Below are 25,586 nucleotides of genomic sequence, written 5' to 3' on the forward strand. Positions count from 1 at the left end.
CGGCCGCCCCCGCGCGCATGAGCGCACGGGGGCGCCACTACTGTGGTGGGGCGCCACAGTCAAGGGAGTGAAGAGATGGACCACAGCGGGCACGGCATGGGTATGGACATGGACCTGCCGCCCTTCACTCTCGGGCGCGGGCTGGAGTTCTCCTTCGACGCCTTCTTCCTCCTCGGGTCCCTGCTGGGGCTCGCGCTGTACGGGTGGGGAGTGCTGCGGCTGCGCCGCCGCGGGGACTCCTGGCCGCTGGGCCGGACCATCGCCTTCACCCTCGGCGTGCTGACCGTGGTGCTGGTGATGTGCACCAAGCTGAACGACTACGGCATGGTCATGTTCAGCGTGCACATGGTCCAGCACATGGTGATCAGCATGATCACCCCGATCCTGCTGCTGCTGGGCGCTCCGGTGACTCTGGCGCTGCGCGCGCTGCCGCCCGCCGCCCGCGGCCACAAGGGCCCGCGCGAGCTGCTGCTGATGCTGCTGCACAGCCGCTACATGCGGATCGTCACCCACCCGGCCTTCACGATCCCGATGTTCATCGCCAGCCTCTACGGCCTGTACTTCACCCCGCTCTTCGACTTCCTGATGGGGTCCAGGGCCGGGCACATCGCGATGATGGTGCACTTCCTCGCGGTCGGCCTGATCTTCTTCTGGCCGATCATGGGCATCGACCCCGGCCCGCACCGCCCCGGCTACGTGATGCGGATGCTGGAGCTCTTCGCCGGCATGCCGTTCCACGCCTTCTTCGGCATCGCCCTGATGATGGCCAGCGAGCCGATGATCAAGACGTACGCGGACCCGCCGGCCTCCCTCCGCATCGACCCGCTGCTCGACCAGCAGTGGGGCGGCGGCATCGCCTGGGCCTTCAGCGAGATCCCCTCCGTGCTGGTGCTGATCGCGCTGGTCTACCAGTGGTACCACTCGGAGCAGCGGGCGGCGAAGCGCTCCGACCGGGCCGCGGACCGCGACGGCGACCAGGAGCTCGAGGCGTACAACGCGTATCTGGCCTCGCTCCAGGCGCGTGGCCGGTAGCGGAGTACGGCCTGGGCGCGGCACCATGGAGCATGACCGGATCCGTTAAGGCGATGGCAGTCATGACCTTCGCCGCTCTGGTGGCCGTGGCCACGTATTCCGTGGCCCTCGGCAGCAACGGCTGGCTGTGGTTCGGCTGGGTGGTGCTGGGACTGCTGACCGCGGGAATGGCCGCCTCACGCGGCGCGTGAGCCCCGGCCGCCCCTGCCGCTGAACCGTCGTCGCCGACTGTGCGTGCCAGGTCGTGACGGTGCGTACGACCGCACCTAGACTGGTTCCTTTCGCCATGTCCGGCGGCGGCCGGCACTGCGCCGCCCCAGGAAGCGGGAGCGGCCCGGTGTTCTACCACTTGCTCAAGCACGTGTTGCTCGGTCCGCTGCTGCGGCTGCTGTTCAGGCCGCGGATCGAGGGCCTGGAGAACATCCCGGCGGAGGGGGCCGCGATCATCGCGGGCAACCACCTGTCCTTCTCCGACCACTTCCTGATGCCCGCGATCCTCAAGCGGCGCATCACCTTCCTCGCGAAGGCGGAGTACTTCACCGGTCCGGGGCTCAAGGGGCGGCTGACCGCCGCCTTCTTCCGCAGCGCCGGACAGATCCCCGTGGACCGCTCCGGCAAGGACGCCGGCCAGGCGGCCCTGCGCGAGGGGCTGGGGGTGCTGGCCAAGAACGAACTGCTGGGCATCTACCCGGAGGGCACGCGCTCGCACGACGGGCGGCTGTACAAGGGCAAGGTGGGCGTGGCCGCGATGGCCCTGGGAGCCGGGGTGCCGGTCGTGCCGTGCGCGATGGTCGGCACCTTCGAGATCCAGCCGCCCGGGCAGAGGATCCCGAACATCCGGCGGGTGACGATCCGCTTCGGCGCTCCGATGGACTTCTCCCGGTACGCGGGACTGGAGGGCGAGCGGGCCGTTCTGCGCGCCGTCACCGACGAGATCATGTACGCCATCCTCGAACTGTCCGGCCAGGAGTACGTCGACCGGTACGCGGCCGAGGTCAAGGCCGAGGAAGAGGAGGAACGGAAGAAGGCCCGGCGCAGATCGCGCTGAGCCTTCTCCCGTACGGACGACCGGGCCCTAGCGGACGGCCGGGAGTTCCTCGCGCGCCGGCCAGGCGGCGCCCGAACCGTGCTCGAGCGTCAGCGCGGCGACCGGCGCCGGGGCGACCGGAGCGGCGTGCGGGGCGCACGTCACGTCCTTGGCGTCGACCTTGCCGGTGAGCAGGTAGGCGTCGACCCGCGTGTTGATGCAGGGGTTCACCAGGCTGGTGACGCCGTGCGAGCCGGCGTTCTGCTCGGTGATCAGACGGGAGCCGGCGAGGCGGCGGTGCAGCTCGACCGCACCCTCGTACGGCGTGGCCGCGTCCCGCTCGGACTGGACGATCAGCACCGGCGCCAGACCGCGCTTGGCACCGACCTCGATCGGGGTGCTCTGCTTGGACTTCCAGGTCGCGCAGGGCAGGTTCATCCATGCGTTGGACCAGGTCAGGAACGGGTACTTCTCGTGCAGCCGGGTGTTGTCGCGGTCCCACTTGGCCCAGCTGGTGGGCCACTTGGCGTCGGCGCACTCGACCGCGGTGTAGACGGCGTTGCCGTTCTCGGACGCCGCGTTGCCCTTGGTGTCCGACATGTCCGGGGCGATGGCGTCGACGAGGGCCTGCTCGTCACCCGCCTCGTACGCGGCCCAGGTCTGGGCGACGGGCACCCAGGAGGAGTCGTAGTACGGGGCGCCCTGGAAGAAGCCGATCAGCTCGGCCGGGCCGACGACCCCGCCGAGCGGGTTGGCCTTGGCCTTGGCGCGCAGCTGCTGGTACCTGGCCTCGACCTTGGCGCGGGTGTCGCCGAGGTGGAAGACCGCGTCGTTCTTGGCGACCCAGTCCTGCCAGTCGTTCCAGCGCATCTGGAAGGCCACGTCCTGGCCGAGGTTGGCCTCGTACCAGATGTTGTCCGTGTCCGGGTTGACCACGCTGTCGACGATCATGCGGCGCACGTGGGTCGGGAACAGGGTCGCGTAGACCCCGCCGATGTAGGTGCCGTAGGAGACGCCGAGGAAGTTCAGCTTCTGCTCGCCGAGGGCGGCGCGGATCACGTCGAGGTCGCGCGCGGTGTTCGGCGTGGTCATGTGCGGCAGCATCTCGCCGCTGCGCTCCTTGCAGCCGTCCGCGTACTCGGCGGCGAGCTTGCGCTGGGCGCGCTTGTCGGCCTCGGTGTCCGGGACCGGGTCGGCCTTGGGGGCCTTGACGAACTCCTGCGGGTCGATGCAGGAGATGGGCGCGGAGTGGCCGACGCCGCGGGGGTCGAAGCCCACGAAGTCGTACGCCTTGGAGGCGTTGACCCACAGCGGGCTCTTGGTGGTGACCCGGCGCGGGAAGCGCATGCCGGAACCGCCGGGACCGCCGGGGTTGTAGATGAGCGCGCCCTGGCGCTCCTCCTTGGTGCCCGTGTTGCCGATCCGGTCGACGGCGATGTCGATGGTCTTGCCGAACGGCTTGGTGTAGTCGAGCGGGACCTTCACCCAGCCGCACTGGATGGGCTTCTCGAAGCCCCAGTCGGCAGGACAGTCCTTCCAGTCGATCCCGGTGCGGGCGGCGCGGGCGGCGGCGATCTGGACGCCCACCGCCTCAGCGGCGCCGTTGTCACGGCCGGCCGGGGCCGCCGAGGCCGACGGCGCGAGCATCAGGCCCGCCGCCAGCGTGCCGGTGATCAGTGTGGCGGCGCTCCCCAGCGCCGCGTTGCGTATCACGTGGTTGTTCCCCCTGCGTCAGTCGCCGCCGTGGGCGGCCGGATCGGTCGGTTCGGTCGTCGGCGTGCAGGGGGATCCTTGCGCCTTACCGCGAGTCGGCAACAGAGCGGGGTGCGGTTCTTTGCCAACCCGATAACCGGAGAGGTGTGTACCGGTGAACGGAGTCCGATGCGCCGCGAACTACGCTCCGGACGGCGGCCCGTAGGTACGGGCGGCCGCGTCGAGCAGTTCCCGCAGCCGCAATGCGTCCGGTGCCAGGGCGGTCACGAGCACCGCCGGTCCCGCCAGCGGGGTGACCGCGGCGAACTCCCCCAGCAGCCCCGCCGCGGGCGGGGCGTCCGCGAAAGCCGGGTCCACGACGAGGAGTTGGCCGAGCGCCCGGTGGCCGGCCAGCCCCGCGGGCCCGTCCCAGCCGCCGGGCGCGCCGGGTCCGCAGCTCAGCTCCTGGTCCAGCAGCGGGCGGCCCCCGCGGGTGACGGTAAGTCGGCTGCGCAGCAGGCCGGGGTCCTCCCCGCACCGGCCCAGCACCTGTTCCTCGCGCAGCAGCAGCCGGGCCGTGGGGGCCAGTTCGACCCGCGTGCGCATCCGCAGGTCGCTGCCGCGCACGGAGACCAGCGGCTCCGGCAGCCACCGCACCGACGCGCCGTCCTCCAGGGTCAGGTGTACGTCGTACCGCGCGGGCCCGCCGCCCCGGCCGGGCAGGGCCAGCGTGGCCGCCGCCGAGGCGAGGGCGAGCCGCGCCCCGGGGCCGGCGGTCGCCTCGACGGAGAGGTGGTCGCCGCCCAGCGGGGCGCTCATGGCGCCGACCAGCATGACCCCGGCCTCGGCGGCGGTTCCCCGGGTGCGGCGCAGCGCGAGCGGTCCGTCCCCGGCCAGCAGCGGCAGGGCGGTGCCGCCCCGCCCGTCGGCGACGGCGTGGACGCGGGCGGTGGCCCGCAGGCCGGCGGGGGTGACGGGGGCCGCGCTGGTCACCGTACGACCCAGGCGGCGATCCGCTCGCGCACCCAGGCGGCCACCGGAGCCACGCCGTCCGGGCCGCGCAGCGACTGGAAGGCGACGGGCAGTTCGCCGCGCTGCGCGGCGGCGTCGCGGGCCATCCGCCCGAGGTCGGAGCCGACGTGGGGCGCGAGGTCGGTCTTGTTGACGACGAGGAGGTCGGCGGTGGTGACGCCGGGGCCGCCCTTGCGCGGGATGTCGTCCCCGCCGGCGACGTCGATGACGAAGATCTGGGCGTCGACGAGCCCCCGGGAGAAGGTGGCGGTGAGGTTGTCCCCGCCGGACTCGACGAGGATCAGGTCGAGCGGGCCGGTCTCCCGGAACGCCTCCTCCAGTTCCTCGACCGCCTCCAGGTTGGCGGAGATGTCGTCGCGGATGGCGGTGTGCGGGCAGGCTCCGGTCTCCACGGCGGTGATCCGCTCGGGCGGCAGGACGGCCTCGCGGAGCAGGAACTCGGCGTCCTCGCGCGTGTAGATGTCATTGGTGACGACGGCCATGGACAGTTCGGCGCGCAGGGCGCGGCACAGCGCCGCGACGGTGGCCGTCTTGCCGGAGCCGACGGGTCCGCCGAGTCCGATGCGCAGGGCCCGGCGGGTGCCGTCGGCGCGCAGGGGCGCCGCGCCGTGCGTGTGGCGCGGGGGGTAGGTCACCGCGTGATCGAGGTGCATGGGGTCTCCTTCGGGGGGTCAGGAAGCGAAGAGGCGTACCGGCCAGTCGGCATGGACCTCTGCCGCGATCTCCAGCAAGGGCGAGGAGGCCGCAGGAAGGGCGTGCGTGCCCTCGGTGCGCGCCCGGTGCGCGGCCTCGGCCGCCTCGGCCGCGACGGCGTCGAGGGCGGGCGCCAGCCGCGCCAGCACCCCGCTCGCCTCGAAGGGGTCCAGGCCCAGCAGCCGCACCGTCGCGGTCGCGGGCCCGCCGATGCTCTCGTACGCCGCCACGTGCGCGGCATCGAGCGGCCCGAGCCCGGCGGCCCGGGCGGTGAGCCCGAGGACGACGGGCTGGTGCGCCCCGCGCGGGAACGCGGCGGCCAGCGCGTCGAGTTCGGCGGCGGGCCAGGTGGCCCGGGCGGCCCGCAGCAGCTGGCGGCCGAGCCGGCGCGCGGCGGTGCGCAGGGCGGGCGAGGGCGTGCGGGCGTCGGCGGCGGCGTCGAGATCCGCGGGGTCGAGGCCGAGCGCCGCCGCCGCGGCGAGGGCGGCGGCGGTGAGCCCGGCGGTGTGCAGCCTGCCCCGGCAGAAGGCCTCCAGGGTGGCGGCGTCGTGGATCCGGCCCGCCTTGCAGGCGGCCTCGGCCCCGCCGGAGTGGGCGTGGCCCCCGGCGGGGAAGCGGCCGTCGGCGAGGACGAGCAGCGCGGCGAGGCTCATCAGAAGAGGAAGTATCTCTGTGCCATGGGCAGTTCCGTCGCGGGCGCCGGTTCGACGGTCTCGCCGTCGATGGTGACGGTGAAGGAGTCCGCGTCGACCTCGACCCTGGGCATGGCGTCGTTCATGCGCATGTCCGTCTTGCTCACCTTGCGCGTGCTGTCGATGGCGACGAACCGCTTGTCGAGGCCGAGCCGGTCGGGCAGGCCGTCGTCGAGCGCGGCCTGTGCGGTGAAGTTGAGCGAGTTCAGGCCGGGGGCGCGCCCGTGGCTGCCGAACATCGGTCGGGGCATGACCGGCTGGGGGGTCGGGATGGAGGCGTTGGCGTCGCCCATCTGCGCGTAGGCGATCTGGCCGCCCTTGATGACCAGCGCGGGCTTGACCCCGAAGAAGGCCGGGCTCCACAGGACGAGGTCGGCGAGTTTGCCGGTCTCGACGGAGCCGATCTCGCGGGCGAGCCCCTGGGCCACGGCGGGGTTGATCGTGTATTTGGCGACGTAGCGGCGGGCCCGGTGGTTGTCGGCCGGTCCGTCGCCCGGGAGGAAGCCGCGCCGCTTCTTCATGACGTGGGCGGTCTGCCAGGTGCGCAGTATGACTTCGCCGACCCGGCCCATGGCCTGGGAGTCGGAGGAGATGATCGAGATGGCTCCGAGGTCGTGGAGGATGTCCTCGGCGGCGATGGTCGAGGGCCGGATGCGGGATTCCGCGAAGGCGAGGTCCTCGGGGACGGCCGGGTTGAGGTGGTGGCACACCATCAGCATGTCGAGGTGTTCCTCGATGGTGTTGACGGTGTGCGGCCTGGTGGGGTTGGTGGAGCTGGGCAGCACGTTGGGTTCGGAGACCACGGTGATGATGTCGGGTGCGTGCCCGCCGCCCGCGCCCTCGGTGTGGTAGGCGTGGATGGACCGCCCGGCGATCGCGGCGAGGGTGTCGGCGACGAATCCGGCCTCGTTGAGCGTGTCGGTGTGGATGGCGAGCTGGGCGCCGGTCTCGTCGCAGACGCCGAGGCAGGCGTCGATGACGGCGGGGGTGGCCCCCCAGTCCTCGTGGATCTTGAAGCCGAGGGCTCCGCCGCGCAGCTGGGAGTGCATGGCCTCGCGGGACATGGTGTTGCCCTTGCCGAGGAGGCCGATGTTGACGGGGTAGGCCTCCAGCGCCGCGAACATCCGGGCCGTGTGCCAGGGGCCGGGGGTGATCGTGGTGGCCTTGGTGCCCTCGGCGGGTCCGGTGCCGCCGCCGATGAGGGTGGTGATTCCGGAGGCCAGGGCCTCGTCGATGATCGTCGGGGAGATGAAGTGCACGTGGGCGTCGATGGCACCGGCGGTGACGATCTTCCCGTTGCCCGCGATGATCTCGGTCTCGGGGCCGATGACGAGGGCGGGGTCCACGCCGTCCATCGTGTCGGGGTTGCCGGCCTTGCCGATGCCGCAGATCCGGCCGTCGCGGATGCCGAGGTCGGCCTTGACGATGCCCCAGTGGTCGAGGATCACCACACCGGTGATCACGGTGTCGGGTGCGCCCTCGGCCCGGGTGGTGCGGGCCTGCCCCATGGACTCGCGGATCACCTTGCCGCCGCCGAAGACGGCCTCGTCGCCGGCCCGGCCGGGGCCGCCGCCGAGGTCCTGCTCGATCTCGACGAAGAGGTCGGTGTCGGCCAGCCGGATCCGGTCACCGGCCGTTGGCCCGAAGAGGTCGGCGTACACCTGGCGGGAGATCTCAGCCATCGAGCGGCCCTCCGGTCTCCCCGCGCAGTCCCGGTACGGTCCGCAGTCCGCCCAGCGGTACGAGTTCCACCGCGACCGGAATGCCCGGCTCGAACCGCACGGCCGTGCCGGCGGCGATGTCGAGCCGGAGACCGCGGGCGGCGGAGCGGTCGAATTCGAGGCCGGGGTTGGCCTCGGCGAAGTGGTAGTGGGAGCCGACCTGGACGGGCCGGTCGGCGGCGTTGAGCACGGTGAGACGGGTGACGGGGCGGCCCTCGTTGAGGCGCACCGGACCGTCCCCGTAGGCGATTTCGCCGGGGATCATGGCGGGTACTCCCCCTCAGACGATCGGGTCGTGGACGGTGACGAGCTTGGTGCCGTCCGGGAAGGTGGCCTCGACCTGCACGTCGTGGATCATCTCGGGGATCCCCTCCATGACCTCCGCGCGGCCGAGCACGGTACGGCCGGAGGCCATCAGCTCGGCCACGGTCCGCCCGTCACGGGCCCCTTCGAGGATGTGCGACGTGATCAGCGCGATCGCCTCGGGATGGTTGAGGCGCACCCCGCGGGCGCGGCGCCTCGCGGCCACGTCGGCAGCCACGTGGATGAGCAGTCTCTCCTGCTCGTGCGGAGTCAGTTGCACACGTATCACCAAATTTCCGGGACAAGATCAACATCGCCGGGGCGACCCTATCGCCCGTCAACACTCCGTTGACCTGCGGATATCCGAGCCAAGCAGGTCTTGCCCAACGCAGAGAAAGACATTCCGTCCCGACCACCGCTGCTTTACCGGATCATGGGTGATCTTTGGCGGTCGAACGTGGAGCCACGCTAGGCGCCGCGCTTTACCGCTGAGTTAACCCACGTTTCGGGAAGGCACCCGGTTCATCTCACGGGCCCCTGAAATCCGATTCCGTATACGGCCGGTACCGGCCGGCGCGCGGTCGGCGTCAGCAGCCGGTGGCGGTCTTCGCCGCCGCGCCGACCGTCCAGGGCAGCGCGATCCAGACCGTCTTGCCGCCGTCCTCGGTGGGGCTGACGGAGAGCCGGCCGCCCGCTTCCGCGGTGAGCCAGCGGATGATGACCAGGCCCCGGCCGTTGTCCTGCTGGACGGCGGCCGGCAGCCGCTTGGGCCAGCGCGGGTGACTGTCGGTCACCCCGATGCGCAGCCACTCCTCGCGCTCCAGCCGGATGTCGACGGTGAAGGTGGGCGACTGGCCGAACGTGTGCTGCACGGCGTTGGTGGCGAGTTCCGAGACGATCAGCCGGACACTGTCGGCGGTGGTGTCGTCATCGGACAGTCCCCATTCGCCCAACACCTCCGCGACATAGCGCCGGGCGGTGGCGACCGAGGCAGGATCGCTCGGCAGAGTGACGGATGCTTCCTGGTGATCTGCCATGGCGACGGTCCCTTTCCCACCGGGGCCAAGCCGCCCCGGATCTGCGCTGGACGCCAGAGTGCCACCCATGGTCACGCCGTTTCTCCCGTTCCCCCAAGATATGCATATATCTGTCGCTCAATGCGGTGAACTCTGCTACGGAAGAGCGTATTTGGACGGCAGACTGGTGCGAGCTGTGCCGGTGGAAGGAGGCGGGTATGCAGCACGGTCCCGCGGTGCGTCGGCGCAAGCTCGGCGAGGAACTGCGTGCCCTGCGTGACCGGTCCGGTCTCACGAGCGGTGAGGCGGCCCGGATCGCTGGATGGCACCAGTCGAAGATCAGCCGTATCGAGACGGGTCGCAGCGGGGTGAAGCCGGAGGACATCCGCCTTCTCCTCGACGTCTACGGGGCGATCGTGAGCCCGGAGCAGCGGGCGCTGCTGGAAGCCCTGTCGGCCTCCGCGGCCGGCCCGGGGCCGGGGGGCGACACCGGGCGGGGCCGCCAGTGGTGGCACGACTACCGGGGGCTGCTGCCACAGGAGTACCGGGACTTCATCAGCCTGGAGGCGGGCGCCCGGTCGGCGCGCACGGTGGAGCTGTCCGTGGTGCCGGGCCTGCTGCAGACCGCCGGGTACGCGCGGGCGGTGACCCGGGCCGCGCTGGGCGGGCTTCCGGAGCCGAAGGTGGACGCGCTGGTCGAGGTACGGCTGGCGCGCCAGAAGGTGCTGCGGGCCGATCCGCCGCTGGAGCTGAGCGCCGTACTGGACGAGGCGGTGCTGCGCCGGCAGATCGGCGGGCCGGGGGTGATGGCGGGGCAGTTGAGACACCTGGTGGAGGTGGGGCGGCTCCCCCAAGTCCGGTTGCAGGTATTGCCGTTCAGCGTGGGGGGACATCTCGGCCTCACCGGGCCGTTCGTCATTTTCTCATTTCCGAACATCGCCGATCTGGATGTGGTGGTACTCGACCATTTGACGAGTAGCCTCTATCTGGAGCGGAAGGAAGACCTTGAGGCGTACAGCGCCGCGTTCCGCACCATCCAGGCGCACGCCCTCCCGCCCCAGGACTCGTCGGATCTCATCAGCTCACTTGCTGACGACGCGTAAGGAGGCACCCCCGTGTCCGCAACCCCCTTATCCACCAGCGGACTTCTGATCAGCGCGCGGTGGCGGCGGAGCAGCCGCAGCACCGGAATGAACAATTGCGTGGAAGCGGCCGTCCTCGGCGGCGGCCTGCTGGCCGTCCGCGATTCCAAGCGGACGGACGGCCCGGCCGTCTTCTTCACCGGGCCGGCCTGGACCGGCTTCCTCGCGAGCGTACGAACGGACGTGCCCGCCTGACGTCCTAGCGGTCCGTGGCTCCGGCCGGTGCGGTCTGCAGAATCGTTCCGACGGCCCGATCGATCTCCTCCCCCGTGAGATCGGCCCGGGCGGTCAGCCGCAGCCGGGAGATGCCGTCCGGCACCGACGGCGGCCGGAAGCACCCCACGGACAGTCCTGCCTCTCGGCAGTCGGCGGCCCAGCGCAGTGCCGCCGAGGCCGACGGGGCCCGTACCGACACCACGGCCGCGTCCGGCCGGGCCGCGGTCAGGCCGGACGCGGTGAGCCGCCCGTACAGCCGGTCGGCCACCTCGCGGGCGCGGGCGGCGCGTTCCGGCTCCCGCCGGAGCAGGCGCAGGCTCGCCAGCGCCGCGCCCGCGGCGGCCGGGGCCAGCCCGGTGTCGAAGATGAAGGTGCGCGCCGTGTTGACCAGGTGCCGGATGACCTTGGCCGGGCCGAGCACGGCGCCGCCCTGGCTGCCCAGCGACTTCGACAGGGTGAGCGTGGCGACCACCCCCGGGGCGCCCGCGAGCCCGGCGGCGTGCAGCGCGCCGCGGCCGCCCTCCCCCAGGACGCCCAGGCCGTGCGCGTCGTCCACGAGCAGGGCCGCGCCCTCGTCACGGCAGGCCGCCGCGTAGCCGGCGAGCGGGGCGGCGTCCCCGTCGACGGAGAACACCGAGTCGGTGACCAGCAGCGCCCGGCCCTCGTGCGCGGCCAGCGTCTTGCGCGCGGTGTCCGGGTCGGAATGGGGAACCACGGCGGTCTCGGCGCGCGAGAGGCGGCAGCCGTCGACGATCGAGGCGTGGTTCCCGGCGTCGGAGACGACCAGCGTGCCGCGGTCGCTGAGCGCGGTCACGGCGGCGAGGTTGGCCGCGTACCCGGAGGAGAGGACCAGCGCGGCCTCGAACCCGCAGAAGGCGGCGAGCTCCCGCTCCAGCTCCGTGTGCAGCTCGGTCGTGCCCGTCACGAGACGGGAACCGGTGGCTCCGCCGCCCCACCGCTCGGCGGCCTCCCGCGCGCCGCGGACGGTCTCCGGATGCCGGGACAGCCCGAGGTAGTCGTTGCTCGCGAGGTCCAGCAGCACGGAGTCCGCCGGCCGCGGCCGCAGCGTACGGACCAGCCCCGCCTCCTCCCGGGCGCGTTCCGCGGCATCGATCCAGGCGAAGACGTCCACCCGGTCGGGAGTGTGCTGGGGCATCGGCAGGTCCTCGTGTTTTGTCGGCAGTCCACAGACCTGCCCGACCCTAGCGGCCGTGACTTGTGTGCCAGGTGTGGCGATACACACACTCCCATCCGGCCATGTTGTGCGATCTCTCCTTGGCCGGGAGTGGTGGTGTGGTCCAGGATCGGCGTCATGGACCTGCTGAACACCCTGGTGGACAAGGGGCTGCGGCGCGAGCTGCCGACCCGCGAAGAGGCGCTCGCCGTACTGGCGACTTCCGACGACGAACTGCTCGACGTGGTGGCCGCGGCCGGCAAGGTGCGCCGCCAGTGGTTCGGCCGCCGGGTCAAGCTCAACTACCTGGTCAACCTGAAGTCGGGCCTGTGCCCGGAGGACTGCTCGTACTGCTCGCAGCGCCTCGGCTCGAAGGCCGAGATCCTCAAGTACACCTGGCTGAAGCCGGAGGAGGCCTCCCAGGCCGCGGCGGCCGGTGTCGCGGGCGGCGCGAAGCGCGTCTGCCTGGTCGCGAGCGGCCGCGGGCCGACGGACCGGGACGTGGAGCGGGTCGGCAAGACGATCGCCGCCATCAAGGAGCAGAACGAGGGCGTCGAGGTCTGCGCCTGCCTGGGCCTGCTCTCCGACGGCCAGGCCGAGCGGCTGCGCGACGCGGGCGCGGACGCGTACAACCACAACCTGAACACCTCCGAGGCCACGTACGGCGCGATCACCAAGACGCACACCTACGCGGACCGCGTGGACACCGTGCAGAAGGCGCACGCGGCGGGCCTGTCCGCCTGCTCCGGTCTGATCGCGGGCATGGGCGAGAGCGACGAGGACCTCGTCGACGTCGTCTACTCGCTGCGCGAGCTCGACCCGGACTCCGTGCCGGTCAACTTCCTGATCCCGTTCGAGGGCACCCCGCTCGCCAAGGAGTGGAACCTCACCCCGCAGCGCGCCCTGCGGATCCTCGCGATGGTGCGCTTCGTCTGCCCCGACGTCGAGGTCCGGCTCGCGGGCGGCCGCGAGGTGCACCTGCGCTCCATGCAGCCGCTGGCCCTGCACCTGGTGAACTCGATCTTCCTGGGCGACTACCTGACCAGCGAGGGCCAGGCCGGGCAGGCCGACCTCGACATGATCGCGGACGCCGGTTTCGAGGTGGAGGGCGCGGGTACGACGACCCTTCCGGCCCACCGGGCCGACGTGGCGGAAGCCGCCGCGGCGGGCGGCTGCGGCTCGCACGGTGGCGGCGCCTCCGTCTGCGGTTCGGCGGGCTCCGCCGGCGCCGAGGCGGAAAGCGGCTGCGGCTCGGCCTGCGGGGGCTGCTCCGGACACGCGGAAGCGGCGCCCGCAGCGGCTCAGGCGGATGCCGGCGAGGTCCGCTCGGACCTCGTGGCGGTGCGCCGGCGCGGCGCGGGAACGGACCTCGCCCCCAATGCCTGACCTGCACGATCCGCTCGACCCGCTCGGCCCGCTCGATCCGCCGTTGTCCGGCGCGGACCTGCTCGCGCTGGACCGGCAGCACGTCTGGCACCCGTACGGCCCGATGCCCGGGCGGCAGGAGCCGCTGGTCATCGCCTCCGCCGCGGGTGTCCGGCTGCGCCTCGCCGACCCGTCCCAGGGGCAGGGCCACGAGGAGCTGGTCGACGGCATGTCCTCCTGGTGGTCGGCCATCCACGGCTACAACCACCCGGTGCTGAACGAGGCCGCCACCGCCCAGCTGGGCCGGATGTCGCACGTGATGTTCGGCGGGCTCACGCATGAGCCCGCCGTCCGGCTCGCCGCGAAGCTCGTCGAGATCACCCCGGCCGGGCTGGAGCACGTCTTCCTCTCCGACTCGGGCTCGGTGTCCGTCGAGGTCGCGGTCAAGATGTGCCTGCAGTACTGGCGTTCGCTCGGCCGGACGGGCAAGACCCGGCTGCTGACCTGGCGCGGCGGCTACCACGGGGACACCTGGCAGCCGATGGCCGTGTGCGACCCCCAGGGCGGCATGCACGAGCTGTGGCAGGGCCACCTGCCGCGGCAGGTCTTCGCGGACGCGCCGCCCGGTGGCTTCGACACCCCCCTGGACCCGGCGTACGCGGACCACCTGCGCTCCCTCATCGCCGCCCACGCGGACGAGCTGGCAGCGGTGATCGTGGAGCCCGTCGTGCAGGGCGCGGGCGGCATGCGCTTCCACCACCCCGCCCATCTGCGGGTGTTGCGCGAGCTGTGCGACGAGTACGGGGTCCTCCTCATCCTCGACGAGATCGCGACGGGCTTCGGCCGCACCGGCGCCCTCTTCGCCGCGGACCACGCGGGGATCACGCCGGACGTGATGTGCCTGGGCAAATCGCTGACGGGCGGTTACCTCACGCTGGCGGCGACGCTGTGCACGGAGCGGGTGGCCGACGGGATCTCCCAGGGCGAGGTCCCGGTGCTCGCGCACGGGCCGACCTTCATGGGCAACCCCCTCGCGACGGCCGTGGCGCTCGCCTCGATCGAGCTGCTGCTCGGCCAGGACTGGGCGACCGAGGTCAAGCGGATCGAGGCGGGGCTGCGCGAGGGCCTGGCGGCCGCGGCCGGGCTGCCCGGCGTACGGGACGTACGGGTCCTCGGCGCGATCGGCGTGGTCCAACTGGACCACGAGGTCGACATGGCGGCCGCCACCGCGGCGGCGGTACGCGAAGGCGTGTGGCTGCGCCCGTTCCGGGACCTGATCTACACCATGCCGCCGTTCGTCACCGGCGACACCGATGTCGCCCGGATCTGCCGCGCGGTGTGCGCGGCGGCGCAGGAAGGCTGAGATGTCCGTTCTGGTCGTGTCCGGTACGGGCACGGAGGTCGGCAAGACCGTGGTCACGTCGGCGATCGCGGCCGCGGCGGTGGCCGCGGGCCGCTCGGTGGCGGTGCTCAAGCCCGCCCAGACGGGTGTCGGCCCGGACGAACCCGGCGACGCGGCGGAGGTGGTCCGGCTGGCCGGACCCGCCGTCACGGCGGTGGAACTGGCCCGCTACCCGGAGCCGTTGGCCCCGGACACGGCGGCCCGCCGGGCCGGGCTGCCGACGCTCTCCCCGTCCGACATCGCGGAGGCGGCCCGCGAGCTGTCGCTCCACCACGACCTGGTCCTGGTGGAGGGCGCGGGCGGGCTGCTGGTCCGCTTCGACGAGGCGGGCCACACGCTGGCCGACGCCGCCGTCCTGCTGGGCGCCCCGGTCCTGGTGGTGGCCGCGGCGGGCCTCGGCACCCTCAACTCCGCCACCCTGACGGCGGAGGCCCTCCGGGCGCGGGGCCTGGCCCCGCTGGGCCTCGTCATCGGCAGCTGGCCGGCGTCCCCGGACCTGGCCTCCCGCTGCAACCTGGCGGACCTCCCCACGTCCTCGGGCATCCCCCTCCTGGGCGCGATCCCGGAAGGCTCGGCCGCCCTCCCCCCACCCCTCTTCCGCACAACGTCCCCCACCTGGCTCTCCCCCACCCTCTCGGGCACCTGGTCCCCGGACTCCTTCCTGACCACCTGGGCACCCCCCGTCCCGACTGACGCTTGACCCCCGCCCAACCGCACAACGCGGGGCCAACCGCACGACGCCCCGCCCAACCGCACAACGCCGGGCAACCCAGCCCCGCCGGCGTTTGAGGCGCGGGGTCCGGGGCGGAGCCCCGATCTTTGAGCCCCGCCCGGCACAACCGCGACGCCCGGCACAACCCAGCCCCGCCGGCGTTTGAGGCGCGGGGCCCGGGGCGGAGCCCCGGCAACGGCGCCGCACCCTCGTCGGGGGCCGGGGCCCCGCCCCGACCTCCGGCCCGCCCCCGGGCACCGGCACAGGCACAGGCACAGGCAACGGCACGGCCCGCCCAGGGATGAGGCCCGGCCGACCAGGGCACGCTGGAGGTACGGGTACACACCCACCCCCCGGGAGGTCCGCCATGCCGCCGCGCCGCGACCCGGTCCACCACCCCCTCTTCGCCCGCTTCTACGCCCGCGCCAGCCGAACCGCCGAGACCCGCGGCGGCCTCGCCGCCCTCCGCCGCGAGCTCCTCAGCGGGGTGTCCGGCCGCGTCATCGAGATCGGCGCCGGAAACGGCCTGAACTTCCGGCACTACCCCCGCGCCGTCTCCGAGGTCGTCGCCGTGGAACCGGACCGCACCCTCCGCCGCCTCGCCACACAGGCGGCCCTGCGCGTCGAGGTCCCGGTGGACGTCGTACCCGCCACCGCCGAGGCCCTCCCGGTCAAGAGCGAGGCCTTCGACGCCGCCGTCGCCTCGCTGGTGCTGTGCTCCGTACGGGACCTGCCCCGCTCCCTCGCCGAACTGCACCGTGTGCTCCGCCCCGACGCCGAGCTGCGCTTCTTCGAGCACGGACTGGCACCCGGGCCCGGCATGGCCGCCGTCCAGCGCGCCCTGGACCGCACCGTCTGGCCGTTCCTCTTCGGCGGCTGCCACACCTCCCGCGACCCGCTCGCCGCGGTGGAGGCGGCCGGGTTCCGGATCGTCTCGCAGCGCAGCTTCCGGCTGCCCGAGCGCGGCCCGGCGCTCCCGACGTCCTACTGCGTCATCGGGTCGGCGCGCCGAGCGGCTTGACCCAGCGGGTCCACTGCTCCTCGGGCCGGTAGCCGACCGCGTCCCACGCCCGGTGGGCCGATTCGTTGCGGTCGAGCACCATCGCGTCCCCGCGGCGCCCCCCGAGCGCCTCGAAGCGCTTCTCGGCCGCGGCCAGCAGGGCGGTCCCGATTCCCTGCCTGCGGTGTCCGGGGTGCACGGCGAGCCGGTACAGGTGGCAGCGCCAGCCGTCGAAGCCGGCGATCACGGTGCCGACGAGCTCCCCGTCACGGCGGGCGAGCAGCAGGGCCTGCGGGTCGCGCGCGTGGAGCCGCTCGACCCCGGCGGGATCGTCGCTGATACTCGTCCCCTCGGCGGCGGCCTTCCAGAAGTCCAGTACGGCGCTGAGATCGGTCGCCGAGGCAGGGCCGATGTGAAGATCGCTCATGTCCGGATCCCATCATCCGGGTCCGTTCCGCCAAAAGAATGATCCTCTCTCTTTGCCCGTCCTTTACCATGGGGGCAAAGTCCTCCTGATTGAAAGGTGTGAGCGTCCGCCCATGGGCGAGCCTCCCAGTCCACGACCTTCCCCCTCCCCCCGTTCGCGACATCGCGCGGCACCCCGCCTCCTGGCCGATCATGGGACGGAGGTGATCGAGCGATGACCGAAGTGCTCCTGCTCGTCGTGGCACTGCTGCTCTGCCTTGCCTGCGGAGTCTTCGTCGCGGCCGAGTTCTCGCTGACCACCGTGGAGCGCAGCGAGCTCGAAGAGGCCGTCGAGCGGGGCGAGGGCGGAGCCGACAGCGCTCTGGCCGCCGTCCGGACCCTGACGTTCCAGCTCTCCGGCGCCCAACTCGGCATCACGGTGACCGGCCTGGTCATCGGCATGATCTCGAAGCCGTCGATCGCCGCCCTGCTCCAGGGCCCGTTCAAGGCCATGGGGCTGTCGGCCGGTGCCGCCTCCTCCACCGCCCTGGTCCTCGGCACGGTCCTGTCGACCATCGTCCTGATGGTCGTCGGCGAGCTGGTGCCCAAGAACTGGGCGATCTCCTCCCCGCTGGCGATCGCCAAGCGCGTCGCGACCTTCCAACGGGTGTTCAGCCGGGCCTTCAAACCCCTGATCAGCCACCTCAACACCACCGCGAACCACATGGTGCGCCGCTTCGGGATGGAGCCGGCCGAGGAGCTGGCCTCGGCCCGCACCCCGCAGGAGCTGGTCGCCCTGGCGCGGCACTCCGCCAAGGCGGGCGCGCTGGAGAAGGACACCGCCGAGCTGTTCGTACGGACCCTGAACCTCGCCGACCTGACCGCGGAGAACGTGATGACCCCGCGCGTGCAGGTCACCGCCCTCGACGTGCAGACGACGGCGGAGGACGTGGCGAACGCGACGCTGGCCACCGGCCTCTCCCGCTTCCCGGTGTACCGGGGCAGCCTCGACACGGTCGTCGGCACCGTCCACATCAAGGACGTGCTGGCCCTGCCCGCCGAGGAGCGCCGCCGCCGCCCGGTGTCGCAGCTGCTGCGCGAGCCGCTCCTGGTACCCGAGTCGCTGACCGTGGACCGGCTGCTGGACCGGCTGTCCGGCAAGCAGACGATGGCCGTGGTCATCGACGAGTACGGCGGCACGGCCGGCGTGGCGACCCTGGAGGACATCGTCGAAGAGGTCGTCGGCGAGGTCCGCGACGAGCACGACCCGCACGAGACGCCGGACCTGGCCACGGCCGGTACGGACGAGGACGGGCGCCGGCTCTACTCCGCCGACGGCGCGGTCCGGACGGACCAGCTCCAGCGGATCGGACTGCGCGTGCCGGACGGACCGTACGAGACCCTGGCCGGGCTGATAGCGACCGAGCTGGGCAGGATCCCGTCCGTCGGCGACAGCCTCGAGCTGGACGGCTGGCAGCTGGACGTGGTGGACGCCGGCGGGCGACGGGCCGCGCGGGTGCTGCTGCACGTGCCGGCCGAGCCGGGCGGCGAAACGAACGCACACGACGGGGAGAAGGGCCGATGACCGCGATCCAGCTGCTGATCGGCCTGGCGACCCTGGTCGTCAACGCCTTCTTCGTCGGCGCGGAGTTCGCGATGATCTCGGTCCGGCGCAGCCAGATCGAGCCGTACGCCGACCAGGGCGACCGGCGGGCCCGCGCGGTGCTGTGGGGTCTGGAACACGTATCGGCCCTGATGGCGGCGGCCCAGCTCGGCATCACCCTGTGCACCCTGGTGCTGGGTGTGGTGGCCGAGCCCGCCATCGCACACCTGCTGACCCCGCTGTTCGACCTCGTAGGGGTACCGGGCGGCGTGACCCACGCGATCTCCTTCGTGGTGGCGCTGGCGCTGGCGACGTACCTGCACATGCTCTTCGGCGAGATGGTGCCGAAGAACGTGGCGCTGGCCGAACCGGTGCGCACCGCGCTGCTGCTGGGGCCGCCGCTGGTGACCCTGACCAGGGCGCTGCGGCCGGTGATCTTCGCGATCAACGCCTTCGCCAACGCCCTGCTGCGGCTGCTGCGGGTGGAGGTGAAGGGCGAGGTTTCGGCGAGCTTCTCGGACGACGAGCTGGCGCGCATGGTCAAGGACTCCAGCAATGCGGGGCTCCTGGACGACCGGGCGAGCGAGCGCCTGTACGACGCCTTGGAGCTGGGCCGGCGGCCGGTCACCGATGTGGTGCTGCCGGCGGACCGGGTGGTGTCGGCGCGGGAGGGCATCACGCCCGCGATCCTGGAGCGGATGTCGGCGCAGACCGGTTACTCCCGTTTCCCGGTGATCGACGCCCAGCACCGGATCCTGGGCTACCTGCACGTCAAGGACGCCCTGGACGCGGAGCCGGCCACGCGTGACCTGCCCTTCCCGGTGGCGGATCTGCGGCCGATCGCCCAGGTGCGGGCCGAGACACCGCTGGACGACGTGCTGACGGCCATGCGGCGCAGCCGGACGCACCTGGCCGCCGTACTGGGGCCGGACGGCGCCATGACGGGCCTGGTGACCATGGAGGACGTGCTGCGCGAGCTGTTCGGCAGGCCGGCTTCCACCTGACCGCCGCGGTCCCCGGTCCTGCGGGGCCGGGGTACTGCGCGGTAGCATCGCTCCGCCATGGAGATGAATGCGTCTTACACCAGTTTCGTCGCGGTCGGCGACTCCTTCACCGAGGGCATGTCCGACCTGCTCCCCGACGGCTCCTACCGGGGCTGGGCCGACCTGCTGGCCGCCCGCCTCGCGGCGCGCGAGCCGGGCTTCCGCTACGCGAACCTCGCGGTCCGCGGGAAGCTGATCGGGCAGATCGCCGAGGACCAGGCTCCGGCCGCGGCGGCCATGGGTGCCGACGTGGTCACGCTGGTCGGCGGACTGAACGACGCCCTGCGCCCCAAGGTGGACATGGGCCGGGTCCGCGGCCACCTGGAGGCGGCCGTGGAACTGCTCGCCCCGTCCTGCAAGCGCCTCGTCCTGATGCGCTCGCCGGGGCGCAACGGGCCGGTCATGGAGCGCTTCCGTCCGCGCATGGAGGAGCTCTTCGCGATCATCGAGGAGCTCGCCGCACGGCACGGCGCCCTGGTGGTCGACCTGTACGGGGCTCCGGCGCTCGGCGACCCCCGCATGTGGGACGTCGACCGGCTGCATCTGACGGCCGAGGGCCACCGCCGGGTGGCGGAGGCCGTCTGGCAGGCCCTGGGCCTGCCCGCCGAGCTGGACTGGCGCACCGAACTGCCCGCCGCGATGCCCCCGGGCTGGGCCGTACGCCGGTCCCAGGACCTGAGCTTCGCCCGGCAGCACCTGCTGCCCTGGGTCGGCCGCCGCCTGACGGGCCGCTCCTCCGGGGACGGCCGTCCGGCCAAGCGCCCGGAACTGCTGCCGTACGAGCCCGTGGCGCGGGATCGGCTCTCGTAGCAAGGCACAATCGGGAGCGGGGTCCCTACCTGCGTAAACGCACAGCGGCGGCCCAAGTAGAATCCCTCTACGTGACTGCCAAGCCCCGCATCCCCAATGTCCTGGCCGGCCGCTACGCCTCTGCGGAGCTCGCCGTCCTGTGGTCCCCCGAGTACAAGGTGACGCTGGAGCGGCGGCTGTGGCTCGCCGTGCTGCGCGCCCAGAAGGACCTCGGCATCGAGGTCCCCGACGCGGCCCTCGCCGACTACGAGCGCGTCCTGGAGACGGTCGACCTCGCCTCCATCGCCGAGCGCGAGAAGGTCACCCGGCACGACGTGAAGGCCCGCATCGAGGAGTTCAACGCCCTCGCCGGTCACGAGCACGTCCACAAGGGCATGACCTCGCGCGACCTCACCGAGAACGTCGAGCAGCTCCAGATCCGGCTCTCGCTGGAACTGGCCCGCGACCGGACGGTCGCCGTCCTGGCCCGCCTCGGCAAGCTGGCCGGCGAGCACGCAGAGCTGGTCATGGCCGGCCGCTCCCACAACGTCGCCGCGCAGGCGACCACCCTGGGCAAGCGCTTCGCGACGGCCGCCGATGAGCTGCTGGTCGCCTACGACCGCCTGGAGAACCTCCTGGAGCGCTACCCGCTGCGCGGGATCAAGGGCCCGGTGGGCACCGCCCAGGACATGCTCGACCTGCTCGGCGGCGACGCGGCCAAGCTCGCCGACCTCGAGCAGCGGATCGCCACCCACCTCGGCTTCGCCCAGGCCTTCACCTCGGTCGGCCAGGTCTACCCGCGCTCGCTGGACTACGACGTGGTCACCGCCCTGGTACAGCTGGCCGCCGCCCCGTCGTCGATCGCCAAGACGATCCGCCTGATGGCCGGTCACGAGCTGGTGACCGAGGGCTTCAAGCCGGGCCAGGTCGGCTCCTCCGCGATGCCGCACAAGATGAACACCCGCTCCTGCGAGCGTGTGAACGGCCTGATGGTCATCCTGCGCGGCTACGCCTCGATGACCGGCGAGCTCGCCGGCGACCAGTGGAACGAGGGCGACGTCTCCTGCTCCGTGGTCCGCCGCGTGGCCCTGCCGGACGCGTTCTTCGCCTTCGACGGCCTGCTGGAGACCTTCCTGACGGTCCTGGACGAGTTCGGCGCCTTCCCGGCGGTCGTCGCCCGCGAGCTGGACCGCTACCTGCCGTTCCTCGCGACCACCAAGGTCCTGATGGGCGCGGTGCGGGCCGGGGTCGGCCGCGAGGCCGCCCACGAGGTCATCAAGGAGCACGCGGTCGCCTCCGCGCTGGCCATGCGCGAGCAGGGCGCCGAGCGCAACGAGCTGCTGGACAAGCTGGCCGCCGACGAGCGGATGCCGCTGGACCGGGCCCAGCTGGACGCCCTGATGGCCGACAAGCTGTCCTTCACCGGCGCGGCGGGTGACCAGGTCGCGGCGGTGGTCTCCCGTATCGAGGCGATCGCCAAGCAGCACCCGGAGGCTGCCGGGTACGCGCCGGGGTCGATCCTCTGACTCCCGACGAGCTGAACGCCGCCCGTGACCGCGTCCTCCCGGACGTGGTCGCGGGCGGTCTGCGCGTGCTCTTCTGCGGCATCAACCCCGGTCTCCTCTCCGCCGCGACGGGCCACCACTTCGCCCGCCCCGGCAACCGTTTCTGGCCGGTCCTGCATCTGTCCGGCTTCACTCCCCGCCGCCTGGACCCCGCGGAGCAGGAAGAACTGCTGACCTACCGCCTCGGCATCACCAACGTCGTGGCCCGCGCCACTGCCCGCGCCGACGAGCTCACCGCCGAGGAGTTCCGCGCGGGCGGCCGCATCCTGACCGCCAAGGTGGAACTGCTCCGCCCCCAGTGGCTCGCCGTGGTCGGCGTCACCGCCTACCGCACCGCCTTCGGCGAGCGGAAGGCCCGGATCGGCCCCCAGGAGCGGACCATCGGCACCACCCGCGTCTGGGCCCTGCCCAACCCCAGCGGCCTCAACGCCCACTGGACCGCCGAGTCCATGGCCCAGGAATACGCCCGCCTCCGCGCGGCCGCCGAAGCCGCCGACGCCTAGGGCGGGTCGATGACCGTGACCCCTGCCATCAGCAGGTAGGGGTCGCCCTCGTCCCACTGCGCCACGTAGGCCACCAGCCAGTGGCCGCCGGCCCGCCACAGGTGCACGTGGTCGGTGCTGTTGCTCAGCTCGTCCCACGGCTCCGGTATGTCCTCGCCGTCGAATCCCCGGTCCCTCAGCGATCCCAGGCTGAAGATCTGCGGGTCTCCCCACCGGTCGGTCAGGGCCTGCGTGAGCGCCCCGTACTCGGCGTTGATCTGGTCGGCGGCCTCGGTCCGGCCCGCGCCGCCGTCCTCCCAGAAGTCCGCGGTCCGGCCGACCGGGACGAGGTGGTAACCCGGGCCGCTGCTCTGCCCGCCGGACCAGACCGGCTCGGTGGGGAACTCCCGCTCCCGGAGCCGGTCGATCGTGTCGAGATGCTCTGCCGTGGTCATACCGTCAGTATCCCGAGCCCCACTGACAACTGGCGCGGGGTCACGCGTCCCGGCGCCGCACCGCCAGCAGGCCGCCGACGCCGGCCGCCGCGGCCCACAGCATCGCCACGCCCATCCCGGTCCACGGGCCGAGCACTCCGCCTATCGACTCGCTCCGCAGCACCATCTGCCCGGCCTTGTCCGGCATGAACTGACCGATGTCGCTTGCCGCCCCGCTGATGACGAACGAGACCAGCAGGACGAAGGGGACGAGGATGCTGATCACAGCGACACCACTGCGCAGGATCGCCGACAGGCCGGCCGCGAACAGCGTGATGACCGTCAGGTAGAGGCCGCAGCCGACGATGGACCGCACGGTACCCGGGGCACCGAGCTCCAGTGCGTACTGACCCATGAACGCCTGCCCGGCGACGAACGTGAGCAAGCCCGTCAGCTGGCCTGCCACGAGGGCGAGTCCGCCTATCACGGCCATCTTGGACAGATAGAACCGACTGCGGTTCGGCACCGCGGCGAAGGTGGTGCGCAGGGCCCCGTTGTGGAATTCGGCGGAGAAGGCATTGGCCCCGAAGGCGATGGCCGCGACCTGCCCGAAGTTGATGGCGTAGTACGCCGCGAACAGTGGATCGTCACCCATGCTCCCCTCCTCCGCCGTGCCGATCGCCCAGGCGGTGAACGCCTGTATGCCGACGGTGGTGACGAGGATGGCTATCAGGGCTCCGAACGTGCCGCGCAGCGATCTGATCTTGATCCACTCGGAGTGCATGACGGGCAGGGTGGGCAGAGCGGCACGCATGGCGGGAGCCTCCTGTAAGTAGGGGAAAGTCAGCGGGTTGCGGTGAACTGCGCGTGATCGGCGGTGAGATCGAGATAGGCCTGCTCCAGCGAGGCGCGCTCGTCGGAGAGTTCCAGCATGGGGATGCCTTCGCGTGCGGCCAGGGCGCCGAGCTGTTCGGCCCGCAGGCCTTCGACGGTCCACCGCCCGTCGTCCGCGCCCACCAGCTCGAAGCCGTCCCGGCCCAGGGCGGCCCGCAGCCGGATCGGGTCGGAGGTGCGCAGGCGCACCCTCTGGGTGCTGCGGGCGTCGATGAACTCCTTCATCGAGGTGTTGGCCAGCAGCTTGCCGTTGCCGAGCACGACCAGGTGGTCGGCGAGCGCCGAGGTCTCCGACATCAGGTGGCTGGAGACCAGGACGGTGCGTCCTTCGGCGGCGAATCCGCGCATCAGCTCGCGGATCCAGATGATGCCCTCGGGGTCTAGGCCGTTGGTCGGCTCGTCCAGCAGCAGCACCCCCGGGTCGCCCAGCAGCGCGGCGGCTATGCCGAGGCGCTGGCGCATGCCGAGCGAGAAGGACTTGATCCGCCGCTTGGCCACGGAGGCTATCCCGGCCTGCTCCAAGACCTCGTCCACCCTGCGCATCGGCACACGGCCTGCCGCGGCCAGGAATCGGAGGTGGTCACGGGCGGTGCGACCGCCGTGCGCCGCCTGCGCGTCCAGGAGCGCGCCGACCCGGTGGAGCGGGTCCGGGAAGTCGGGGTACCTCCGGCCGTCGATGGTGGCCGTGCCCGATGTGGCGCGGTCCAGGCCCAGCAGCAGGCGCATCGTGGTGGACTTCCCCGCGCCGTTGGGGCCCAGGAATCCGGTGACCCGCCCGGGCAGGACTTCGAAGGTGAGGGCGTCCACCGCACGGTGGGTGCCGTACTCCTTGGTGAGTTCTCGGATCTCGATCGTGTTCATGCCTCAAGATTCGCCGCCGGCCATACCCCCTGCCCTCCCCCGCCCGGGGGGATCGTCTCCCCCGCACGGGGGAGACGTCACCGGGCGGCCGACTGCCAGGATGAGGGCATGTACCGATTGCTTCGTGCCCCCCTTCGCGGGGTCACGTACACCCGCTGGCTGCACCTGGTCGTGCCCATCCTCATCGTGTCCATCTGGATGTTCATAGAGCCGGCCTGGCCGTGGATGCCTGCCCTGATCGTCGCGCCGTTCGGGCTGCTTCCCTGGGTACGGCTGGCGGAAGGGCTGCAGGCCCAGTTCCTGCTGACCCCGCACGAGCGGGGCCGCCACGACCCGTCCATCAGCACGGCGCCGTCCGTGCGGTGGGGGGACCGCTGGCGGACGGTCGCGTGGCTGGAGATACGTCTCGTGCTCGCGGGAGTGGCGATGGTGGCCACCGTGTGGCTCCCGGTCATGACGCTGGAGCTCATCCTCACCGGCGCGGGGCAGCCCCTCGCCGGGGACGATGTGCTCCTGCCGTTCATCCCTCCCCGCTGGGCGGCCGTCATGCTCGTGCCGGTGCCGGTGGTCCTGCTGCTGGTCGTGGTGGTCCTGCTCGGCGACGCCGTCACGGCCATCGCCGCCAGGCTGCTGGGGCCTTCGGCCGCCGAGCGGCTCAGCGCCCTGGAGGCGCGTACCGAGCAGCTGCTGGAACGGACGCGGATCGCGCGGGAGTTGCACGACTCCATCGGGCACGCGCTGACGGTGGCGGTCGTCCAGGCGGGCGCCGCCCGGGCCGCGGGGAACCCGGAGTTCACCGAGCGGGCCCTGTGCGCGATCGAGGAGACCGGCCGGGCCGCGATGGAGGACCTGGAGCGGGTACTGCTGGTGCTGCGGGAGTCCGCGCAGCCGCCCTCGCAACGGCCCACGCTGGCCGACGCGGACCGGCTGTTGCAGTCGGCACGCGCTTCCGGTTCCACGGTGGACGCCGAACTGGCGGGTCCGCTGGAGCAGTTGCCCGGGCCGGTCACCCGTGAGGGGTACCGGATCCTTCAGGAGGCGCTGACCAATGTGCTGCGGCACTGCGGTCCGGTCCCGGTGCGGGTCCGGATCGAGGCGGCGGTCGGGAGACTGGACCTGGAGGTGATCAATCCGCTGCCGGACGGCCCCGCGCTGATGACGGGGACGGGCGGCGGGCTGCGCGGGATGCGGGAGCGTGCCGCGCTGTTGGGAGGGGAGGCCGAGACCGGGCCGTACGAGGGCAACTGGAGGGTGCGCGCCCGGCTTCCGCTGGAGCGAATACGCTGACGGG

At 72.3% G+C, this 25,586-nt stretch carries 28 protein-coding genes; 15 read left to right on the forward strand and 13 right to left on the reverse strand.

Annotation, left to right across the window (positions count from 1 at the left end; genetic code table 11):
* Positions 1-75 precede the first annotated feature (75 nt).
* From ACIPUC_RS11285 to ACIPUC_RS11295, 3 genes are all read left to right on the forward strand, one after another.
* Positions 76-1,032, forward strand: a complete 957-nt coding sequence (locus ACIPUC_RS11285) for a cytochrome c oxidase assembly protein (protein WP_446588711.1) — start codon at positions 76-78, stop codon at positions 1,030-1,032.
* A 32-nt stretch (positions 1,033-1,064) separates the two neighbouring features.
* Positions 1,065-1,223, forward strand: coding sequence for a hypothetical protein (locus ACIPUC_RS11290; RefSeq protein WP_361765462.1), 159 nt, complete (start codon positions 1,065-1,067; stop codon positions 1,221-1,223).
* 146 nt (positions 1,224-1,369) lie between these two features.
* A complete protein-coding gene (locus ACIPUC_RS11295; RefSeq protein ID WP_446588713.1) occupies positions 1,370-2,080 on the forward strand; it encodes a lysophospholipid acyltransferase family protein in 711 nt (236 codons plus the stop codon).
* 27 nt (positions 2,081-2,107) lie between these two features.
* Here ACIPUC_RS11295 and ACIPUC_RS11300 read toward each other — a convergent pair whose 3' ends face one another.
* The 8 genes from ACIPUC_RS11300 to ACIPUC_RS11335 form a co-directional block, all read right to left on the reverse strand.
* Complete coding sequence (locus ACIPUC_RS11300; RefSeq protein WP_446588932.1) at positions 2,108-3,706, reverse strand: alpha/beta hydrolase; 1,599 nt, start codon at positions 3,704-3,706, stop codon at positions 2,108-2,110.
* 246 nt (positions 3,707-3,952) lie between these two features.
* Entirely contained in the window at positions 3,953-4,744 is a 792-nt protein-coding gene (locus ACIPUC_RS11305) for an urease accessory protein UreD (RefSeq protein WP_446588715.1), read from the reverse strand.
* Complete coding sequence (gene ureG / locus ACIPUC_RS11310; RefSeq protein WP_446588717.1) at positions 4,741-5,436, reverse strand: urease accessory protein UreG; 696 nt, start codon at positions 5,434-5,436, stop codon at positions 4,741-4,743. The genes ACIPUC_RS11305 and ureG overlap by 4 nt, the downstream gene beginning before the upstream one ends.
* 18 nt (positions 5,437-5,454) lie before the next feature.
* Positions 5,455-6,129, reverse strand: a complete 675-nt coding sequence (locus ACIPUC_RS11315; RefSeq protein ID WP_446588719.1) for an urease accessory protein UreF — start codon at positions 6,127-6,129, stop codon at positions 5,455-5,457.
* The gene (locus ACIPUC_RS11320; RefSeq protein WP_446588721.1) at positions 6,129-7,850 is read right to left on the reverse strand and encodes an urease subunit alpha; all 1,722 of its coding nucleotides are present in this window, start codon (positions 7,848-7,850) and stop codon (positions 6,129-6,131) included. Before ACIPUC_RS11320 ends, ACIPUC_RS11315 begins: the two co-directional genes overlap by 1 nt.
* Entirely contained in the window at positions 7,843-8,154 is a 312-nt protein-coding gene (locus ACIPUC_RS11325; RefSeq protein ID WP_446588723.1) for an urease subunit beta, read from the reverse strand. The genes ACIPUC_RS11320 and ACIPUC_RS11325 overlap by 8 nt, the downstream gene beginning before the upstream one ends.
* Positions 8,155-8,169: 15 nt before the next feature.
* On the reverse strand, positions 8,170-8,472 hold the full coding sequence (locus ACIPUC_RS11330; protein ID WP_446588725.1) for an urease subunit gamma: 303 nt from the start codon (positions 8,470-8,472) through the stop codon (positions 8,170-8,172).
* A gap of 307 nt (positions 8,473-8,779) precedes the next feature.
* The gene (locus tag ACIPUC_RS11335) at positions 8,780-9,229 is read right to left on the reverse strand and encodes an ATP-binding protein (RefSeq protein ID WP_446588727.1); all 450 of its coding nucleotides are present in this window, start codon (positions 9,227-9,229) and stop codon (positions 8,780-8,782) included.
* A 197-nt stretch (positions 9,230-9,426) separates the two neighbouring features.
* Here ACIPUC_RS11335 and ACIPUC_RS11340 point away from each other — a divergent pair, with 197 nt between their 5' ends.
* Positions 9,427-10,311 (forward strand): helix-turn-helix domain-containing protein, encoded by an 885-nt coding sequence (locus ACIPUC_RS11340; RefSeq protein WP_446588729.1) that lies wholly within the window; start codon positions 9,427-9,429, stop codon positions 10,309-10,311.
* A 12-nt stretch (positions 10,312-10,323) separates the two neighbouring features.
* A complete protein-coding gene (locus ACIPUC_RS11345) occupies positions 10,324-10,545 on the forward strand; it encodes a DUF397 domain-containing protein (RefSeq protein ID WP_446588731.1) in 222 nt (73 codons plus the stop codon).
* Positions 10,546-10,549: 4 nt separating this feature from the next.
* Here ACIPUC_RS11345 and ACIPUC_RS11350 read toward each other — a convergent pair whose 3' ends face one another.
* On the reverse strand, positions 10,550-11,722 hold the full coding sequence (locus tag ACIPUC_RS11350) for an 8-amino-7-oxononanoate synthase (RefSeq protein ID WP_446588733.1): 1,173 nt from the start codon (positions 11,720-11,722) through the stop codon (positions 10,550-10,552).
* 156 nt (positions 11,723-11,878) lie between these two features.
* On the opposite strand from ACIPUC_RS11350, the gene bioB reads away from it, so the two are divergent.
* The 4 genes from bioB to ACIPUC_RS11370 all read left to right on the forward strand — a co-directional run bounded on the left by bioB (position 11,879) and on the right by ACIPUC_RS11370 (position 16,240).
* Positions 11,879-13,126 carry a biotin synthase BioB gene (gene bioB, locus ACIPUC_RS11355; protein ID WP_446588735.1) on the forward strand — a complete coding sequence of 416 codons (1,248 nt, stop codon included), beginning with the start codon at positions 11,879-11,881 and terminating at the stop codon, positions 13,124-13,126.
* Positions 13,119-14,468, forward strand: a complete 1,350-nt coding sequence (locus ACIPUC_RS11360) for an adenosylmethionine--8-amino-7-oxononanoate transaminase (protein ID WP_446588737.1) — start codon at positions 13,119-13,121, stop codon at positions 14,466-14,468. The genes bioB and ACIPUC_RS11360 overlap by 8 nt, the downstream gene beginning before the upstream one ends.
* Position 14,469: 1 nt before the next feature.
* Positions 14,470-15,207 carry a dethiobiotin synthase gene (gene bioD / locus ACIPUC_RS11365; protein WP_446588739.1) on the forward strand — a complete coding sequence of 246 codons (738 nt, stop codon included), beginning with the start codon at positions 14,470-14,472 and terminating at the stop codon, positions 15,205-15,207.
* A 379-nt stretch (positions 15,208-15,586) separates the two neighbouring features.
* Positions 15,587-16,240: a class I SAM-dependent methyltransferase gene (locus tag ACIPUC_RS11370; RefSeq protein ID WP_446588741.1), complete on the forward strand. Its 654-nt coding sequence runs from the start codon at positions 15,587-15,589 to the stop codon at positions 16,238-16,240.
* Here ACIPUC_RS11370 and ACIPUC_RS11375 read toward each other — a convergent pair.
* Positions 16,212-16,646 carry a GNAT family N-acetyltransferase gene (locus ACIPUC_RS11375; RefSeq protein WP_446588743.1) on the reverse strand — a complete coding sequence of 145 codons (435 nt, stop codon included), beginning with the start codon at positions 16,644-16,646 and terminating at the stop codon, positions 16,212-16,214. The two genes, ACIPUC_RS11370 and ACIPUC_RS11375, sit on opposite strands and share 29 nt — an antisense overlap.
* Before the next feature lie 213 nt (positions 16,647-16,859).
* On the opposite strand from ACIPUC_RS11375, the gene ACIPUC_RS11380 reads away from it, so the two are divergent.
* From ACIPUC_RS11380 to mug, 5 genes are all read left to right on the forward strand, one after another.
* Positions 16,860-18,209, forward strand: a complete 1,350-nt coding sequence (locus tag ACIPUC_RS11380) for a hemolysin family protein (protein ID WP_446588745.1) — start codon at positions 16,860-16,862, stop codon at positions 18,207-18,209.
* Positions 18,206-19,231 carry a hemolysin family protein gene (locus ACIPUC_RS11385; protein WP_446588747.1) on the forward strand — a complete coding sequence of 342 codons (1,026 nt, stop codon included), beginning with the start codon at positions 18,206-18,208 and terminating at the stop codon, positions 19,229-19,231. Before ACIPUC_RS11380 ends, ACIPUC_RS11385 begins: the two co-directional genes overlap by 4 nt.
* A 57-nt stretch (positions 19,232-19,288) precedes the next feature.
* Positions 19,289-20,080 carry an SGNH/GDSL hydrolase family protein gene (locus ACIPUC_RS11390; protein WP_446588749.1) on the forward strand — a complete coding sequence of 264 codons (792 nt, stop codon included), beginning with the start codon at positions 19,289-19,291 and terminating at the stop codon, positions 20,078-20,080.
* Positions 20,081-20,151: 71 nt separating this feature from the next.
* Positions 20,152-21,585: an adenylosuccinate lyase gene (gene purB, locus ACIPUC_RS11395; RefSeq protein WP_446588751.1), complete on the forward strand. Its 1,434-nt coding sequence runs from the start codon at positions 20,152-20,154 to the stop codon at positions 21,583-21,585.
* The gene (mug, locus tag ACIPUC_RS11400; RefSeq protein WP_446588934.1) at positions 21,582-22,127 is read left to right on the forward strand and encodes a G/U mismatch-specific DNA glycosylase; all 546 of its coding nucleotides are present in this window, start codon (positions 21,582-21,584) and stop codon (positions 22,125-22,127) included. Before purB ends, mug begins: the two co-directional genes overlap by 4 nt.
* Here mug and ACIPUC_RS11405 read toward each other — a convergent pair.
* Genes ACIPUC_RS11405 through ACIPUC_RS11415 form a run of 3 tightly spaced genes read right to left on the reverse strand, consistent with a single transcriptional unit; the run spans position 22,124 to position 24,295 of the window.
* Positions 22,124-22,561: a hypothetical protein gene (locus ACIPUC_RS11405; RefSeq protein WP_446588753.1), complete on the reverse strand. Its 438-nt coding sequence runs from the start codon at positions 22,559-22,561 to the stop codon at positions 22,124-22,126. The two genes, mug and ACIPUC_RS11405, sit on opposite strands and share 4 nt — an antisense overlap.
* Positions 22,562-22,601: 40 nt before the next feature.
* Positions 22,602-23,354: an ABC transporter permease gene (locus tag ACIPUC_RS11410; RefSeq protein ID WP_446588755.1), complete on the reverse strand. Its 753-nt coding sequence runs from the start codon at positions 23,352-23,354 to the stop codon at positions 22,602-22,604.
* A 29-nt stretch (positions 23,355-23,383) separates the two neighbouring features.
* Positions 23,384-24,295 carry an ABC transporter ATP-binding protein gene (locus ACIPUC_RS11415; protein WP_446588757.1) on the reverse strand — a complete coding sequence of 304 codons (912 nt, stop codon included), beginning with the start codon at positions 24,293-24,295 and terminating at the stop codon, positions 23,384-23,386.
* A 108-nt stretch (positions 24,296-24,403) separates the two neighbouring features.
* Here ACIPUC_RS11415 and ACIPUC_RS11420 point away from each other — a divergent pair, with 108 nt between their 5' ends.
* Positions 24,404-25,582 carry a sensor histidine kinase gene (locus tag ACIPUC_RS11420; protein ID WP_446588759.1) on the forward strand — a complete coding sequence of 393 codons (1,179 nt, stop codon included), beginning with the start codon at positions 24,404-24,406 and terminating at the stop codon, positions 25,580-25,582.
* Positions 25,583-25,586: the final 4 nt, after the last annotated feature.

The organism is Streptomyces sp. LARHCF249 (assembly GCF_052871255.1).